We start from the raw sequence: 15,157 nt of genomic DNA, 5'->3' as shown, positions 1-15,157 counted from the left end.
CTTTAAAATATAGACATATAAAAAATAAAAGGAACAACATGACGCTTTGTAATTCGTCGTTCAACCTAAACCCAGTACATACACCTGATCACGTTGATACAAACGAAATCGATTCACAAGACAATAACAACAAGCTTTGTTCTAGTTTGTTAATGCAAAATATTGCTTCCTCAGATATAAATTCAACTTCACAGAAAATTAATATTATTCTTATGAACTATTTAACAGATAAGCAGATATATGAACTCTATGAAATTAATACGTTACTATTTTCAATATTTAATGATAAAAAACCTCACTTTAATGAACTAAATAAAGCACAAAGACTTTTATCATTATCAAATGAGATTATGATCACATCTTTTTCGAAACTGTCATTAGACGAGTCTTTAGAAGTTGATAGATTGATGTCAGAACAATTTAGTTTTTTTGATAAAAAAACAAAATATATTCAGATTAATTCACCTAAAAATTTTATTTAGACTTATTTCCCGAATGCGCTGTAGATATTAAACTCACATTATATTTGATTTATCTTATGTAAGCGTTTGTAAGCCTCACTTATATTTTTAAAAAGATACAAGTAAACTAAACTTATAGTTGGAGGACTAATGAACAAAACAAAAATATTAATCATTGAAGATGACGCTGAAATTTCTCGTTTAACGTCTTTATATTTACAAGCTGAAGGATACGATACTTATATTATTTCTGATGGCTTGGAAGCGATAGATGGAATCAAAACATTTCAACCTGATTTAGTGATCTTAGATTTAATGTTGCCAGGTTTAAGTGGCATTGAAATATGTAAACTATCTAGAGAATTTTATCAGAGTCCTATACTGGTGTTAACCGCATGTGATGATGATGTCAGTGAAGTCAGTTTATTAAAATTAGGCGCTGATGATTTTTTAACAAAGCCACTTAAACCACTCATTTTAGTGGCAAGAATTGAAGCGCTATTAAGAAGATCAAATAGTAATAAAACAAATCTTCGCCCAAAACATAGCAAACTTAAAATTGACGAAAATAAACAAATAGCATTTTTCAATGATATACAGCTAGCTTTAACAGGTGCTGAATTAGAGTTACTAATATTACTGGAACAAAATATCGGAAACCCGGTTTCTAGAGAAGGTTGCAGCCAAGCCTTTAGAGGTATCGAGTACGACTTTAATGACAGATCAATTGATATGAGGATTTGTGGTTTAAGAAAAAAATTAAATGATGATCAAATGCCATATAAAATAATTACAACAGTTAGAAATAAAGGTTACATGCTACTCCATGGTTAATATGTCAAGAGTCTCTTTATTTACCCGTTTATATATTAGTATTGCAATGGCCGTTGTAATCAGTGCAACAGTTACCTTTATTGTCATTGATGATTACTTTATTCAGAGTGATATTGAAGAGTTTGTAAAGCATACAGATTCTGTTTATCAAGACTTATTAAGCGCGTTTGAAGCTGCACCTAATAAAGAAAATCAAAGCTTATCAAATTATCAATATAACTCTGAAGAAATAGAGGTTCACTGGCTTCCACTATCTGAAGATTTTGCATGTACTACTTGCGAGTATCTAGGTTCTGTAGGTTCAGTCCTTATTTATACGAGTGATATGTATGAATTTATTGCTGTTTATACATTAGAGGAATATAAATTAATCATCAAATTTATTGATAATGAAAGTGAAGAAGATCAACAGCCAAAAATAATAGCCAATTATGATTTAGACGACCTGGCACCATTTATTTTATTATTTACAGTCTTAACCAGCATAGGTTTTACTATCTACTGGCCAGTAAGAACGATGCAAAAACAAATTAATCAACTCATCGAAACCCAAAAAGACTTTGGTTCTGGCAACATGAAAGCGAGATCCAACCATAAATTAACAAAACCTTTAAATAAGTTAGCTGATAGCTTTAATACAATGGCAGACTCTATCACCAATACTGTAAATGAAAACCAAATCTTCGCGCAAGCGGTACCACATGAAGTAAGAACACCATTAAGTCGAATACAACTCGCTACAGGGCTTTTAAGCCAAAATTGTGATGACGATTTTCAAAAAGAATTACTTCACAATATCGACACATATATTGATGATATTGATGAATTAATAAGCCAAATTGTCGCTTTTTCAAAGCTCAATGATAAAAACAACAAAGAAGATTATGATTATTACCAATCTATTAATTTTGTAGCTTTTATTCATTCTCGCATTAGGGCTTTAAAACCAAGTAAAAAACTCAATATAGAATTAATAGCTGATGAATCAATCGAGATCACAACTAACCCAATATACATGCGTCTCCTAATAGATAACCTAATCAAAAATGCGATGGCTTATGCTCAAAATGAAATTAGTATTTCTATAAATAGTTTTGAAAATGAAATCACATTTTGTGTAGAAGACGATGGGCCAGGTATACCTAATCAAAACTATAAAACTATTTTCATGCCATTTTCCCGATTAGATAAAAGCAGAAGTCGAAAAACAGGTGGCTTAGGACTCGGATTATCAATAACAAAAGCCGCTTGTAATAAAATGAATGGTGATATTTCAGTTATTAATAACCATATTGGGGGAGCAAAGTTTACATGTACTTTTAACAAAAAAGTGACGTGATTTATAAACTTTTTCATTGAATTCTTAAATTCTTGTTATGATGTTCAATATTATGTAAAAACTCTTAAATAAGAGATTAAAATATGAATAACAATAAAACGACTCCATGGACGAAAGCACAATTTGAAAATTGGTATCAACAACACCCTGTAATACCAAGTCGCGATTATAAAAAAACAATAGAGCCAAGAATAGTTTCACTTAATGAACAGCCTGATTATACTGTTGAAAATTATGGTAAAGTTAACTACAAAACCAATGATTTAAATAATACGCCATTACAAACAACACATGATCTATACAGAATATTAATTGGTGATTTTAAACAAGATAAACCCTGTTATATCGTTATTGGCGGTACACACGGATATGAGAAAAGTGGCCCTTTAGCATGTTTAAAGTTTGCAGAAGAAGACGCTCAAAAACTAAAAGCATCATTTAATATCATTATTTACCCTTGCCTGAGCCCTGGTCCTTATGAAAAAGAGTTGCGATTTAGTGAAGGTAGAGTTGACATTAATAGAGATGCTTTTTTAGAAGGTGCTCAAACTCAAGAAATGCAAGCATTTTCAGCCTCTTTAAAAGAATTACATGCACGTATATTTAAAGATGACCTATCTCAAAAATTTACTGCGGCAATTGATTTACACGAAACGCCTTTTATGGATATCGCAATAGATAAAGAAAGTGCCCAAGCCGGTGGAGAGCTATTTGAACTTGATATCTTTCCCAAAGGCATGTTCTTAATCGCCTTTGATGAAGACCAAGCTTTAGGCAATAAAATCATTCAACAAGTTCGAGCCGAAGGTCACCATGTAGTTGATGACGATACGTTATATGGATCACCAAATCATAATGGTATTTTATTAATGAGTGAAATGGGCGAAGTAACAGGAAGAGTTCGCCAACTTGTTAAGCACTATACAACAGCGAGTTTTACAACTGAATACTGTGATGAGAACTTAACTGACAATACTGCTGATAATGAACGCGTAGATCCACAAATGGCTGCACTTCGTGGAATGTTTTTGTAATTTACAGGTAATTAATTACACATAAAATCAAAAGGGTAATCTCTAACTACACATATTTGATTGAAAAACGCGATGATAATACCCGCCTACATTTATTTTGATTTAGCGTCCTACGTTAGATATCAAATTAAAAATAGGCGGGGTTTGCATATATAAATATTTTTACAACGATATTAAGAAACAATTAATAATTTTCATTTGTTAAATTAAATGCTGATTTATCTTTTTTTTGTATTTTTCAAATGCAATTAACTGTTTACCTTTTAGTTTAATACTACTGGCTTGTTTAAGTTTTAAAGGGTCGATTGCTCTGCCATTTTTGTGAATTTCATAATGTAAATGGCGCGCTTGTGATAAACCAGTATTACCTAAATAACCTATGATCTGACCTTGTTTTACCTTTACACCTTTTTTGATACCTTTAGCAAAACCGTTTAAATGTGCATAAAGGGATTGATAGCCATTTTTGTGTTTAATACGTATCAAATTTCCAAAAGAACCTCCCCAGCCAGATTTTTCAATTATGCCATTTCCTGCTGCTAATATTGGAGTCCCTTTAGGTGCGCCAAAATCTATTCCTTTGTGAATTCTGGTATAACCCAATACAGGATGTTTTCTTTTACCAAAGTGAGATGATAAACGAGCTCCTTCAAGTGGTGTTCTTAACAAAAAACTATTGGCTAACTTGCCTTCATTATCATAAAAATAATCACCTTTATCTGTACTTTCAAATCGATATAAACGTGTTGTTTTGTTTGATAAAGTTAATTCTGCATATTTAAGTTTATCGACCTGTTTTATTTTTGAGTCATCTTTTAAAAACTTTTCTGTATATATAAGTCTAAAACGGTCACCTCTCCTGATCGTTCTTTGAAAATCTACATTATGAGAATACGCTAGCATAAAACGATTAATTACCGACAGAGGTGCATGTGTATCTAACGCGCTCTGATAAAAACTTCCTTCTATCCGCCCTACAATCACTTTATATTGAGTCTCAGTTTCAAGGTTTGATTTTTGTGCTTGCCAATTGTTATTAATTTTATTTAAAGTGATCTCTTGATTAAACGCTATTGGAATTTTAATACGCTTAATATTATTTCCGTCCATAATGAGATTAATATTGTGGCCAACTTTCATTTTATTAACTGAAATATAGGGATTAAGTTTATTACTGATATCTAATATATCAACAGCATTTAAACCATATGGTTTAAGTAAATGGGCAAGGGTCTCTCCTTGTTTTAATTTTAATACTTTTTGACTCTCTACTATTGTTTTAGAGTTAACAGAATCAATTTTGTGTTTTTTAGTTTCAGATGCTTGTGCGAGTACTTGGTTATGTTCATTGAAATTACAATCTTTTTTAACTGTTGGGCATCCGAATAAAAAAAGACAACTTAATATTAATATTTTTTTCATACTTAACTCAAATTTTAGACATAAAGATCCCCAAGCAATAGTGCCTGTAAATTTACTTAGGGATTGTGATTAAAAGAATTTAAAGATTTAGATATTTATTAGGGTTCAAACGTTTATTATGTTTAATCAATTCAAAGTGCAAATGTGGGCCTGTTACACGACCACTATTACCAACAGTACCTATGAAATCTCCCTCTTTTACTCTTTGGCCAGCAGTAACATTAAAGCTGTCTAAATGTGCATACAAAGATTGCATGTCATTTTCACTATTACGGATCAAAATAACTTTGCCATAATTTTTATGTAGGCTGGTATCGTTTGCAATTAATACTACGCCGCTGAAACTTGCTGTAATTTTAGTTCCTTTTTTTGCTGCAAAATCAATTCCTTGATGCGGCTTAGCACCTCTAAATTCATTAACTTCATCATAGTTAGAACTGATCCAAGCTTCTTTGACTGGTTTTAAACCTTTAATTTGCAAATTAAGAGAAACTAAATCTACAGCTTCCTTATGTACATTATCAAAATTTGGAATAACCAGCGCTTCTTGTACTGGCTTTAAACCTTTTACTTCATTTGCTATTTGTTCTATGTTTAATGTTGCTTTAGTAATAAAAGAGCTAACACCTAACAATATAAATACCGCCAACAATAAAATCTTTTGCAATATTTCAAACTTATTTTTGTTATTCGTTGCCATCGCTGCTCGGATCCGAGTCTCAAATATAGACTTATCATGTTTAGGATTTGAAAAATGGGTCAATGTACTCATATTTAATTGTGTTTGATATAACTTTAAACTTGAAAGTAAAGCACGTGCATAATCAGATTTTTTGTTAGGCAAGGTTTTAAGTACATCTGCATCACAGCTGATCTCCATTGCATTGGTGAATCCCTTTTCAATGTCTTTTAAAAAAGGATTAAACCAAAAGATTGAACAGCAAAAGCGGTATATAAATACCGCGATAGGATCATGTCTTTTCGCATGTGTTAATTCATGTGCTAGTAATAGCTTTTGTTGCTCTAATTGCATAGCTTCAAAGTTTTTTGGAATTACTATGGTGTAGCTAAAGATCCCATAAACAAATGGTGAATGAGGTAACTGACTTTGTATTAATCTAATATTACTCTTACTATTGATCAGTTTAAGTTCTTGTGTATTAAACCAGTTTGATAAACTAACCTGAGCACATTTATTTGAAAACTGTTGTAGAGTTAAGCAGGAATAAATAAATTTATGTAAACTAACAATGCATCCTAAGATTATAAAGATGAACAATAAAATGAGACCATACTGACTAAAGTCGTTGTTATTTACCTGTTCAGAAATAATGTAAGAGTTTTTAATGATTTGATGAGAATGCGTAAAATCATTAAGCAGTACACTTGGAATAATTGGTTCAGACGACAAATTATTCACAGGTAATAATGGTATCAATGATAAAAACAATAACCCATGCCAAAATAAAGAAAAATTGGATAACTTAGGCGCTATTTTTTTAATCAAATTATTAATTAAAAAAAGTACACCACTAAAAATAACAAATGCGACTAAAGACACCATTAAAGAATATAACATGTGAATTTCCTACCCTTTAGATGACTTTTCTAAATCATTTAATAATTTTTCTAAATCATCAATTTCACCATCATCTATCAACTTACTATCTGTAAACATGGCTACAGGTAATGGTCCATCAATTTCAAATACACGTTTTGCAAAATCCTGAGCAAAAGTTGCTAAAGTTTTCATTTTATCTAATTTTGCTAAATATATTTTTTTGTTACCTTGAGTTTGAATTTCTATAAATTCCTTATCACCCATTCTTTCTAAAGTTTTACGAGTAGATGAATAACTCCAATCAAAAATTTTTTCTATTTCATCATGGATCTCACGCGCAGTTCGCGGTTCTTCATGCCAAAGAAGTTTCAATATCTCTAACTCTGGTGCGGTAGGCTGTGTTGTAGGTTGCATTATTCTTCTTCTTAAGTGGAAATTATGACTATAGTGCGACAAGAGTCGCATTAATGCAAGAATTATTGTGACATTTGTCGCACTACAATTTATTAAATAGAAAAAATTTAAAAACACACTTAATGATAGAAATAATTTTTACATTTAAAAAAAACTTAATAAAACCCTCATTAATTGGTCATTTAATGTGTACATCAATAAAAAACTGTTGTATGTTTACACTGTCAAATTCACCAAGGGAATATTCGTTATTCACCAAATAAATACCTAGATAAATAAGATTTATAATGGTGCATTTAGATTTGACTAAACGACAACACACTAAACTTTATCTTAAGTACAGCAGGAAATATTATGAAGCTAAATACAGCAGTAAATGAAAAAAACCAAAACCAAGACGATGATTGTTTTGAAAGAGGTTATAACTAGACAATTATTAAATATAAACAATAAGGTTTATATTTAACCTACGTGATCTTTAAGAGTCGCATAGACTCTGATCGCTTTATATTAATACCCCTTTTGTCATCACCTCTTCCAATTTTTAATAAAACAAACCACCATTTATATTAAAAACTCAATATTTCTTAAATTTTATTTCTCTAAACAAAAAATGTAATCTATTGTTTTATAGCATAATAATTCTATTGTTTTTCTATATTGCTAAGAAATAGATTTATAATAAGACCGCGAGTAAATCAAATTGTAACCTTGATTAATAACTTAAATAGTTCATATGTTTATTAAATATTAACCGTTATTAATATAAGATTTAGGATTCAATTATATGAAATCAATAAAGCGTCGTAATTTTATAAAAACTGCAGTATTAGGCTCTTTAGCAAGTGTATTTGCAACAAAAACACATGCAAACATGGTCACACCTACTGATGCGCAAGGTCCCTTTTACCCTATAACACCACAAAAAGATAAAGATGCAGACTTAACACATGTTAAAGGCAGAAGTGGCACAGCAAAAGGTCAAATTATTGAAATCTATGGTCAAGTATTAGATCAAGATATGAATCCAATTGAAGACGTTACAATAGATTTATGGCAAGCAAATACATTTGGCAAGTACCATCACCCTCATGATGATAGTGAAGCACCTATTGATGAAAACTTTCAATCATGGGCGATTTTACAAAGTGGTAAACATGGAAAGTTTCGATTTAAAACGGTTATGCCAGGGGCATATCCTTTACATAGTTCAGATCAAAGAACACCTCATATTCATTTCAAGGTCACCAAATATGGATATGAATCTTTACTCACACAACTCTACTTTCCTGATCAAGCTTTAAATAAAACTGATGGTTTGTACAATAGAAAAAATAAAGATCAACAAGCATTGATGACGGCAAAAAAGACTAAAATGGATAATGTATTACATTACGATATTATTTTAGCCAAAGTGTGATTTATAAGAATATAAAATAACTTCATTTCCCCCGATATCTTATCGGGGCTAAATTCAATATGTACTGTCCTAATTTCTTTTAGAAATTCAATCAAATCATAGTCAATATCTGAACATGATGTAATAATGCAAAAATAACAAACTAACTTTTGTAATTGAGCAATGAATACTAATAAAACAAACGACATAAATTCTAAATTACCGAATGTTGGAGTAAGTATATTTAGTGAAATGTCAGGACTCGCGAACCAATATAAAGCAATAAACTTATCACAGGGTTTTCCTGAATTTGATACACCCGAGTTTATTAAAAATAAGATAAACTATTATATTAGTGCTGGGTTAAATCAATATGCGCCCTCTTCTGGTTTACCAAAATTGCAAAGTGCCATTGCAGATTTAGTAAATACTAAATATAACGCAAACATTGACTCTGCAAACCATGTGACTGTCACTTCGGGCGCGACTGAGGCATTATTTGTCGCTATTCAGACCTTGGTAAAATCTGGTGATGAAGTTATCGTTTTTGATCCCGCTTATGATTCATACGAGCCTGCAATCGAATTAGCAGGTGGTAAAGCGATACATTTACAACTCAAAGCACCGACTTATAGGGTTAACTGGGATGATGTGATTGGAGCCATTACACCTAACACAAAGGCTATAATAGTTAATACTCCGCATAACCCCACTGGCACTATATTAACTGAATCAGATATTAACAATCTGAGTAAAATTATAACCGATCACAAATTATATTTGATCAGTGATGAAGTTTACGAACATATTGTTTTTGATGAGCAAACCCATTTTAGTGCTTTACGTTTTGAACAGTTACGCAAACGTGCTTTTGTGATCAGTAGCTTTGGTAAAACATTTCACTGTACAGGTTGGAAACTAGGTTACTGTATTGCACCAACAAATCTCACTGAAGAATTTAGAAAAATACATCAATATGTCACCTTTTCTTCTTTTACACCAGCACAAGCTGCCATCGCTGATATGCTAACCGAAAATAGCACTCATGTTTATGCACTCAGTGATTTCTATCAGCAAAAACGTAATGTATTAATTAATGCACTACAAGATTCTCGTTTTAAATTATTGCCTTGTAACGGTACCTACTTTTTATTATTAAATTACAGTGCAATAAGCGATGTAAAAGATGTTGAATTTTGCCACTGGTTAACAAAAGAGCATGGCGTTGCAGCTATTCCACTCAGCGTATTTAATCAATCAGGCCATTGCGATAAAATAATTAGACTATGTTTTGCTAAAAACGATAATACATTAATTAATGCTGCGGAGCGTTTATGTCAACTTTAACAATCACAACAGTACAAACAGACATAAATTGGTTAAATGTCTCTGAAAATTTATTATCACTCGAAAACAAACTAAAACATATTACAAATACTGATTTAATTTTATTACCTGAAACATTCGCAACAGGTTTTGCAATTAATCTAGACGTCGCAGAAGATGCAACTGATGGCCCCGTTATCACATGGTTAATAAAACAAGCCGCTATATTAAATGCAGTTATTGCGGGGAGTGTTTTAGTAAAACATAACAATAAAAAAGTGAACCGTTTTTATTGGGTTTGGCCTGATGGCACGATTAAATTTTATGATAAACGCCACCTCTTCCGACTTGGTAATGAAGGTGCTCATGTAATAGCGGGTGAAAAACGTGAAATATTTGAAATTAAGGGTATAAGAATATTGCCTTTAGTCTGTTATGACTTACGTTTCCCAGTTTGGGCTCGAAGTAAAAATGATTATGATGTAATGGTAAATGTCGCTAATTGGCCAGCCGCAAGACGCAATATTTGGGATACGTTATTACAAGCACGCGCGATGGAAAATCAAAGTTATGTCGTAGGTATAAATAGAGTTGGAGATGATGGAAATGGCACAGCTCACACAGGCGGTACTGCAATATATGACTTTACAGGTGAACCATTATTTCAAGCCAAAGACAATGTGTGCGATATTACAACCACAACAATAAATATTGAAAAGCTTGAAGAATTTAAAAAAGCATTTCCTGCTTATTTAGATGCCGATAACTTCAATATAACCTAGCTATCATATAAAGTATCACTTTTTAGCTGTAAACTCTGTATGCGCTTTGCAGTAATTGATAGTTATTACTAAATTTAAACTAATAACTATCTATCTTAACAATCAATAAAAATTAAAGAGTTATGGCCAAAATCACCTTTACCCCTGAGTTACTTGAAGATCATTTTACCAACAACGAATGGCACAAAGGAACCAGAATATTTGACGCTAAAGGCGTTAAGTCCTGCACACTTAACGGTGACACAATTAATGGTGATGTTAAGAGTGAACGCGCGAACCACAAAGGCTATGCAACACGTTTAGTTTACAATAATCAATATAATAGTATTAAAGCATATTGTGATTGCTACGTTGGTCGTGATTGTAAACATAGCGCAGCTTTAGCAATATATTATATAAATGAGCAATTTAACCATAGTATTTTAGCCTCTCCAGAAAGAGAGGTAAATAAATGGCTTGAAAACTTTAAAGTGCAACCTAGTAGATATCAAATCAATAGCCTACAAAAATCCTTGTTATACTTTCTAAAACCCAATAGTTATGATGAAGATGGTTATTTAACATTAAACATAAAATCTACCCGCTCTAAAAAAAGTGGCGGCTGGAGCCGTTCACTCAATAGTGAATATTCATCAAGCGCATTAATAAATAGCCCCTATGCAACTAATGATGATGTTGCGATATTGACTGAACTTATGCGTACTAATCAATATGGCGATTATATAAAGTATTTTGATATCTATGAGCTTGTTATTAAAACTAACCGTTGCTTTTGGCATACTAACGATAACTTAAATACGCCAATTACTTTAGGCGAACCACTAGAAGCACACTGGCAGTGGTTAGCATTAGAGAACAATTTACATACCCTACAACTTGTTTTATTACAGCCATCAGACAGTATTAAAATAATAAAATCACAACCACTTTGTTATTATGATGAACAACAAAACTGTTTTGGTAAAATAAAGACTAATACACGATGTGATTTTGAAGCTGATTTACTCAATTCGCCAGTATTTGAAGAAGATAAGTTACCTTGGATAATGAATAGACTGTCATTATCGTTAGGTGAAGCTGTACAACGGTTTCCAAAACCAAAAACAAAATTCGCACAAGAATTAACTAAGCCCGAAGTATATTTACATTTTACAACACCTATAAATACAGATCCTCAAGCAGGTTTAGTAAAAGTCGATTTTTCGTATCAAGGAAACTTAGTTAACCCACATAATGAAAATACGAAAATTATACTCTCGAAACAAGATGAAAATGATATAAAACTATATCGCGACTTAGCATACGAGCAAATAGTAATAAATAAACTTACTGCTCTCAACTTTTCAGTTCAACCTAAGCGATACAGTTATAATAATTTAGGCTATTTTGATACAGATAAACCAGCTAAATTCACCATGATGATGCCTAGTCGAAAATTATGGTATCACTTTTTAGATAAAGAGTTACCACAACTAAATGCGCTAGGTTGGCATATTAGCTTTGCTGATGACTTTTATTACAAGTCTCTACCAACAGATAGCGTATTTGATGCAGAAGTTATAGAGACTGATGATCATGACTTCTTCTCTTTAGGGTTGAATTTAAGCATAGATGGTAAAAAAATGCCTGCGTTTCCTATTTTACTCAGTGCAATTGATCAACTGCCAAAATCTGCATTGCTTGACCGAGACAAAGATCAACTAATTGCACCTGATTCTCCAATTTATGTTGATCTAGAAAATGGAAAATTTATCGCGTTACGCTATAAAAGTGTTCAGCCAATCTTAAAACAGTTTATTGAACTCTTTATGCCAAATTCTTTAAATAAAGACGGCACACTCGAAGTATCGCGCTTCCAAGCTCATCAAACATTATCAATATTAGATGACGAAGGACTTGTATCAAAGGGTACCAGTAAACTAAGAGCACTGGCTAATAAACTTAAAAGCTTTCAACAGGTTGCTTCTGTTAATGTACCTGTAGGTTTAAATGCAAACTTAAGATCATATCAACAACAAGGCTTAAACTGGCTACAGTTTTTAAGAGAATATCAATTAAATGGTATTTTGGCAGACGATATGGGATTAGGAAAAACCATTCAAACTTTGGCTCACCTATTAATAGAAAAACAACAAGGCCGACTTAATGAACCGGTATTAATAGTCGCACCTACCAGCGTCATATTTAATTGGGCTAATGAAATAGAAAAATTTACGCCTGAGCTTTCATATCAAGTACTACATGGCATTAAGCGTAAGCAGTATTTCAATTGTTTTGAACAAGATGAAAATCGGGTAGATATCATCATCACAAGCTATGCGTTAATTACCAAAGATTTAAAACATTATAGTGAACAAAGCTTTTATTATTTGATACTAGATGAAGCACACTACATTAAAAACTCAAAAACAAAGTTATACCAAGCCTTTTTAACCCTAAAATCTGAACATAAATTATGTTTAACCGGCACGCCGATGGAAAATCATTTAGGAGAGTTTTGGGCACAATTTAATTTTTTAATGCCCGGTTTCTTAGGCGGACATAAACAGTTTACCAAACTATTTAGGACGCCCATTGAAAAACATAGCGACCATGAACGTAAGACATTATTAAATCAGCGAATAAAACCTTTTATTTTACGTAGAACAAAAGACAATATCGCACTAGAACTGCCACCAAAAACGGAGATAATACAAACTTTACGTATTGAAGGTAAACAAGCTGAACTATATGAGTCTGTACGTTTAGCAATGGATACACGCTTAAAAGATATCATTGCAGATAAAGGATTAAATCGCAGTCAAATAGAAGTATTAGACGCATTGTTAAAGCTTAGGCAAGTATGTAATCACCCCAAATTATTATCACTTAAAGGTGCTAAACAGGTGAATCAGTCGGCGAAACTTAATCATTTAATGGAAACATTACCTGAACAGATTGATGAAGGACGTAAAATAATAATATTTTCGCAATTTACTAGTATGCTAGCCTTAATTGATGAAGCTCTAACCGCTGCCAGTATTGATTTCGCTAAATTAACGGGGGCAACAATCAAAAGACAGCATGAGATTGATAAATTTCAACAAGGCGAAGTGCCTGTATTTCTAATTAGTTTAAAAGCAGGTGGCGTAGGTTTAAACTTAACGGCGGCCGATACAGTTATACACTTTGATCCTTGGTGGAATCCTGCCGTAGAAAACCAAGCAACAGATAGGGCATATCGTATTGGCCAAGATAAGCCCGTTTTTGTTTACAAGTATATTATCGAAAATTCAATCGAAGAAAAGATTCAAAAGATACAACAAAATAAAGCCGAACTTGCAAATACCTTATTATCTGAAGAAGTCAGTGAAAACAAACTAAGCTTAACCGATGATGTATTAGGAGCACTACTGGCACCACTTGAATAAGTCTTACTTCTTGTAAGACTTTATTATAATCGTCAGCCTAATAGCCAACCTACAATTAAATCTCAAACCCTGTAGGTGAGGCTTTAGCCTTACAATTTCCTGTAGCCTTTCTTTTAGTCTTCGACCTAGTCAGCCTAAATGCTAACCTACAAATAAAACTCAAACCCTGTAGGAGAAGCTTTAGCTTTTCAGAGGGAATCAAAATTCACCAAGTCAGCCTAAAGGCCAACCTACAAATAAAACTCAAACCCTGTAGGAGAAGCTTTAGCTTTTCAAGAGCCATAAAAAATCACCAAGTCAGCCTAAAGGCTAACCTACAAAACAGGCTTTATTTCATGTATATAGTTCATTTACTCCGTAGATGAGATTTATCCACGATAATTTTATTAAAAACTAAATCCCTTCTAAACTGTTAAAAAGACTCAGCCTGTTCATTTTTTACACAAAACACTTTACTTCACAATCCCATTGTATATAATACGCACAGATTGAAAGCACGCAGTATATTTATGTTATATCATTTCGAAGATACATTTTATGTTCCTCGTTCTGTTTTTTATAAGTAACAGTAAGACTTCCAGCATCATCGCCCTAGGGCAAATTACTTTTAAAAAATAGGATTATTATTATGTCTAATACAACTACTGGTACAGTAAAATGGTTTAACGAAGCTAAAGGTTTTGGTTTTATCGAACAAGCTTCAGGCCCAGATGTTTTTGCTCACTTTAGTGCAATTCAAGGTGACGGTTTTAAAACGTTAGCTGAAGGTCAAAAAGTTGAGTTTGTAGTTACTGATGGTCAAAAAGGCCCTCAAGCTGAAAATATCGTTGCTCTATAACTGTTAAGTTATACAGTAATATCCCATTTAGATTTAACTAAATGGCTAAAAGGTAAGACTGATGTCTTACCTTTTTTGTTTTTAAAAGTGAAATTTAACTTAAACCATACAGACATTAAATATATTCATCTCATCTTTATTTTCTACCGTATTTCTATCTAACATCAACATCTAACATAATTATTGATATTTAACCTAATAAACACATATTTTTATACATACGTATGCAGTCTATAGCTTTTATTTATTTATTAACTTATCGTCAACACGTCGGTGTTGCCAAAATGTAAACAAAGGATTGTACTTTATTCAACACCATAATACCGGTTTTAAAACC

The 15,157-nt window shown here is 32.2% G+C and carries 12 protein-coding genes; 9 read left to right on the top strand and 3 right to left on the bottom strand.

The annotated features are described in order from the left end of the window. Positions 1 to 38 precede the first annotated feature (38 nt). From KO527_RS02915 to KO527_RS02900, 4 genes are all read left to right on the top strand, one after another. Entirely contained in the window at positions 39 to 482 is a 444-nt protein-coding gene (locus tag KO527_RS02915; RefSeq protein WP_216038885.1) for a hypothetical protein, read from the top strand. 129 nt (positions 483 to 611) lie between these two features. Beyond that, the gene (locus KO527_RS02910; RefSeq protein WP_216038884.1) at positions 612 to 1,295 is read left to right on the top strand and encodes a response regulator transcription factor; all 684 of its coding nucleotides are present in this window, start codon (positions 612 to 614) and stop codon (positions 1,293 to 1,295) included. Continuing rightward, positions 1,288 to 2,634, top strand: a complete 1,347-nt coding sequence (locus tag KO527_RS02905; protein WP_216038883.1) for a HAMP domain-containing sensor histidine kinase — start codon at positions 1,288 to 1,290, stop codon at positions 2,632 to 2,634. The genes KO527_RS02910 and KO527_RS02905 overlap by 8 nt, the downstream gene beginning before the upstream one ends. Before the next feature lie 83 nt (positions 2,635 to 2,717). Next, a complete protein-coding gene (locus KO527_RS02900) occupies positions 2,718 to 3,668 on the top strand; it encodes a succinylglutamate desuccinylase/aspartoacylase family protein (protein WP_216038882.1) in 951 nt (316 codons plus the stop codon). Positions 3,669 to 3,869: 201 nt separating this feature from the next. On the opposite strand, the gene KO527_RS02895 is transcribed toward KO527_RS02900, so the two are convergent. The 3 genes from KO527_RS02895 to KO527_RS02885 form a co-directional block, all read right to left on the bottom strand. Then, positions 3,870 to 5,090: a M23 family metallopeptidase gene (locus KO527_RS02895; protein WP_216038881.1), complete on the bottom strand. Its 1,221-nt coding sequence runs from the start codon at positions 5,088 to 5,090 to the stop codon at positions 3,870 to 3,872. A gap of 79 nt (positions 5,091 to 5,169) precedes the next feature. Next, positions 5,170 to 6,669 (bottom strand): M23/M56 family metallopeptidase, encoded by a 1,500-nt coding sequence (locus tag KO527_RS02890; RefSeq protein ID WP_216038880.1) that lies wholly within the window; start codon positions 6,667 to 6,669, stop codon positions 5,170 to 5,172. Positions 6,670 to 6,678: 9 nt separating this feature from the next. Next, positions 6,679 to 7,065 carry a BlaI/MecI/CopY family transcriptional regulator gene (locus KO527_RS02885; protein ID WP_216038879.1) on the bottom strand — a complete coding sequence of 129 codons (387 nt, stop codon included), beginning with the start codon at positions 7,063 to 7,065 and terminating at the stop codon, positions 6,679 to 6,681. Positions 7,066 to 7,852: 787 nt separating this feature from the next. On the opposite strand from KO527_RS02885, the gene KO527_RS02880 reads away from it, so the two are divergent. The 5 genes from KO527_RS02880 (at position 7,853) to KO527_RS02860 (ending at position 14,820) form a co-directional block, all read left to right on the top strand. Then, positions 7,853 to 8,485 carry a protocatechuate 3,4-dioxygenase gene (locus KO527_RS02880; protein WP_216038878.1) on the top strand — a complete coding sequence of 211 codons (633 nt, stop codon included), beginning with the start codon at positions 7,853 to 7,855 and terminating at the stop codon, positions 8,483 to 8,485. 162 nt (positions 8,486 to 8,647) lie between these two features. Beyond that, entirely contained in the window at positions 8,648 to 9,811 is a 1,164-nt protein-coding gene (locus KO527_RS02875; protein ID WP_216038877.1) for a methionine aminotransferase, read from the top strand. Next, positions 9,799 to 10,572, top strand: coding sequence for an amidohydrolase (locus KO527_RS02870; protein WP_216038876.1), 774 nt, complete (start codon positions 9,799 to 9,801; stop codon positions 10,570 to 10,572). The genes KO527_RS02875 and KO527_RS02870 overlap by 13 nt, the downstream gene beginning before the upstream one ends. A 122-nt stretch (positions 10,573 to 10,694) precedes the next feature. Further along, positions 10,695 to 13,982: an SNF2-related protein gene (locus KO527_RS02865; protein WP_216038875.1), complete on the top strand. Its 3,288-nt coding sequence runs from the start codon at positions 10,695 to 10,697 to the stop codon at positions 13,980 to 13,982. Between the two features lie 628 nt (positions 13,983 to 14,610). Then, on the top strand, positions 14,611 to 14,820 hold the full coding sequence (locus KO527_RS02860) for a cold-shock protein (protein ID WP_042144538.1): 210 nt from the start codon (positions 14,611 to 14,613) through the stop codon (positions 14,818 to 14,820). Positions 14,821 to 15,157: the final 337 nt, after the last annotated feature.

It is taken from the genome of Pseudoalteromonas sp. C2R02, from assembly GCF_018860845.1.
Taxonomy (GTDB): domain Bacteria; phylum Pseudomonadota; class Gammaproteobacteria; order Enterobacterales; family Alteromonadaceae; genus Pseudoalteromonas.
This window is presented reverse-complemented; position numbering and strand designations above follow the sequence as displayed.

Excerpts from the sequence above, each read along its gene's own strand:
- KO527_RS02915 (WP_216038885.1), top strand. The coding sequence starts at position 39 with ATGACGCTTTGTAATTCGTCGTTCAACCTAAACCCAGTACATACACCT.
- KO527_RS02910 (WP_216038884.1), top strand. The coding sequence starts at position 612 with ATGAACAAAACAAAAATATTAATCATTGAAGATGACGCTGAAATTTCT.
- KO527_RS02905 (WP_216038883.1), top strand. The coding sequence starts at position 1,288 with ATGGTTAATATGTCAAGAGTCTCTTTATTTACCCGTTTATATATTAGT.
- KO527_RS02900 (WP_216038882.1), top strand. The coding sequence starts at position 2,718 with ATGAATAACAATAAAACGACTCCATGGACGAAAGCACAATTTGAAAAT.
- KO527_RS02895 (WP_216038881.1), bottom strand. The coding sequence starts at position 5,090 with ATGAAAAAAATATTAATATTAAGTTGTCTTTTTTTATTCGGATGCCCA.
- KO527_RS02890 (WP_216038880.1), bottom strand. The coding sequence starts at position 6,669 with ATGTTATATTCTTTAATGGTGTCTTTAGTCGCATTTGTTATTTTTAGT.
- KO527_RS02885 (WP_216038879.1), bottom strand. The coding sequence starts at position 7,065 with ATGCAACCTACAACACAGCCTACCGCACCAGAGTTAGAGATATTGAAA.
- KO527_RS02880 (WP_216038878.1), top strand. The coding sequence starts at position 7,853 with ATGAAATCAATAAAGCGTCGTAATTTTATAAAAACTGCAGTATTAGGC.
- KO527_RS02875 (WP_216038877.1), top strand. The coding sequence starts at position 8,648 with ATGAATACTAATAAAACAAACGACATAAATTCTAAATTACCGAATGTT.
- KO527_RS02870 (WP_216038876.1), top strand. The coding sequence starts at position 9,799 with ATGTCAACTTTAACAATCACAACAGTACAAACAGACATAAATTGGTTA.
- KO527_RS02865 (WP_216038875.1), top strand. The coding sequence starts at position 10,695 with ATGGCCAAAATCACCTTTACCCCTGAGTTACTTGAAGATCATTTTACC.
- KO527_RS02860 (WP_042144538.1), top strand. The coding sequence starts at position 14,611 with ATGTCTAATACAACTACTGGTACAGTAAAATGGTTTAACGAAGCTAAA.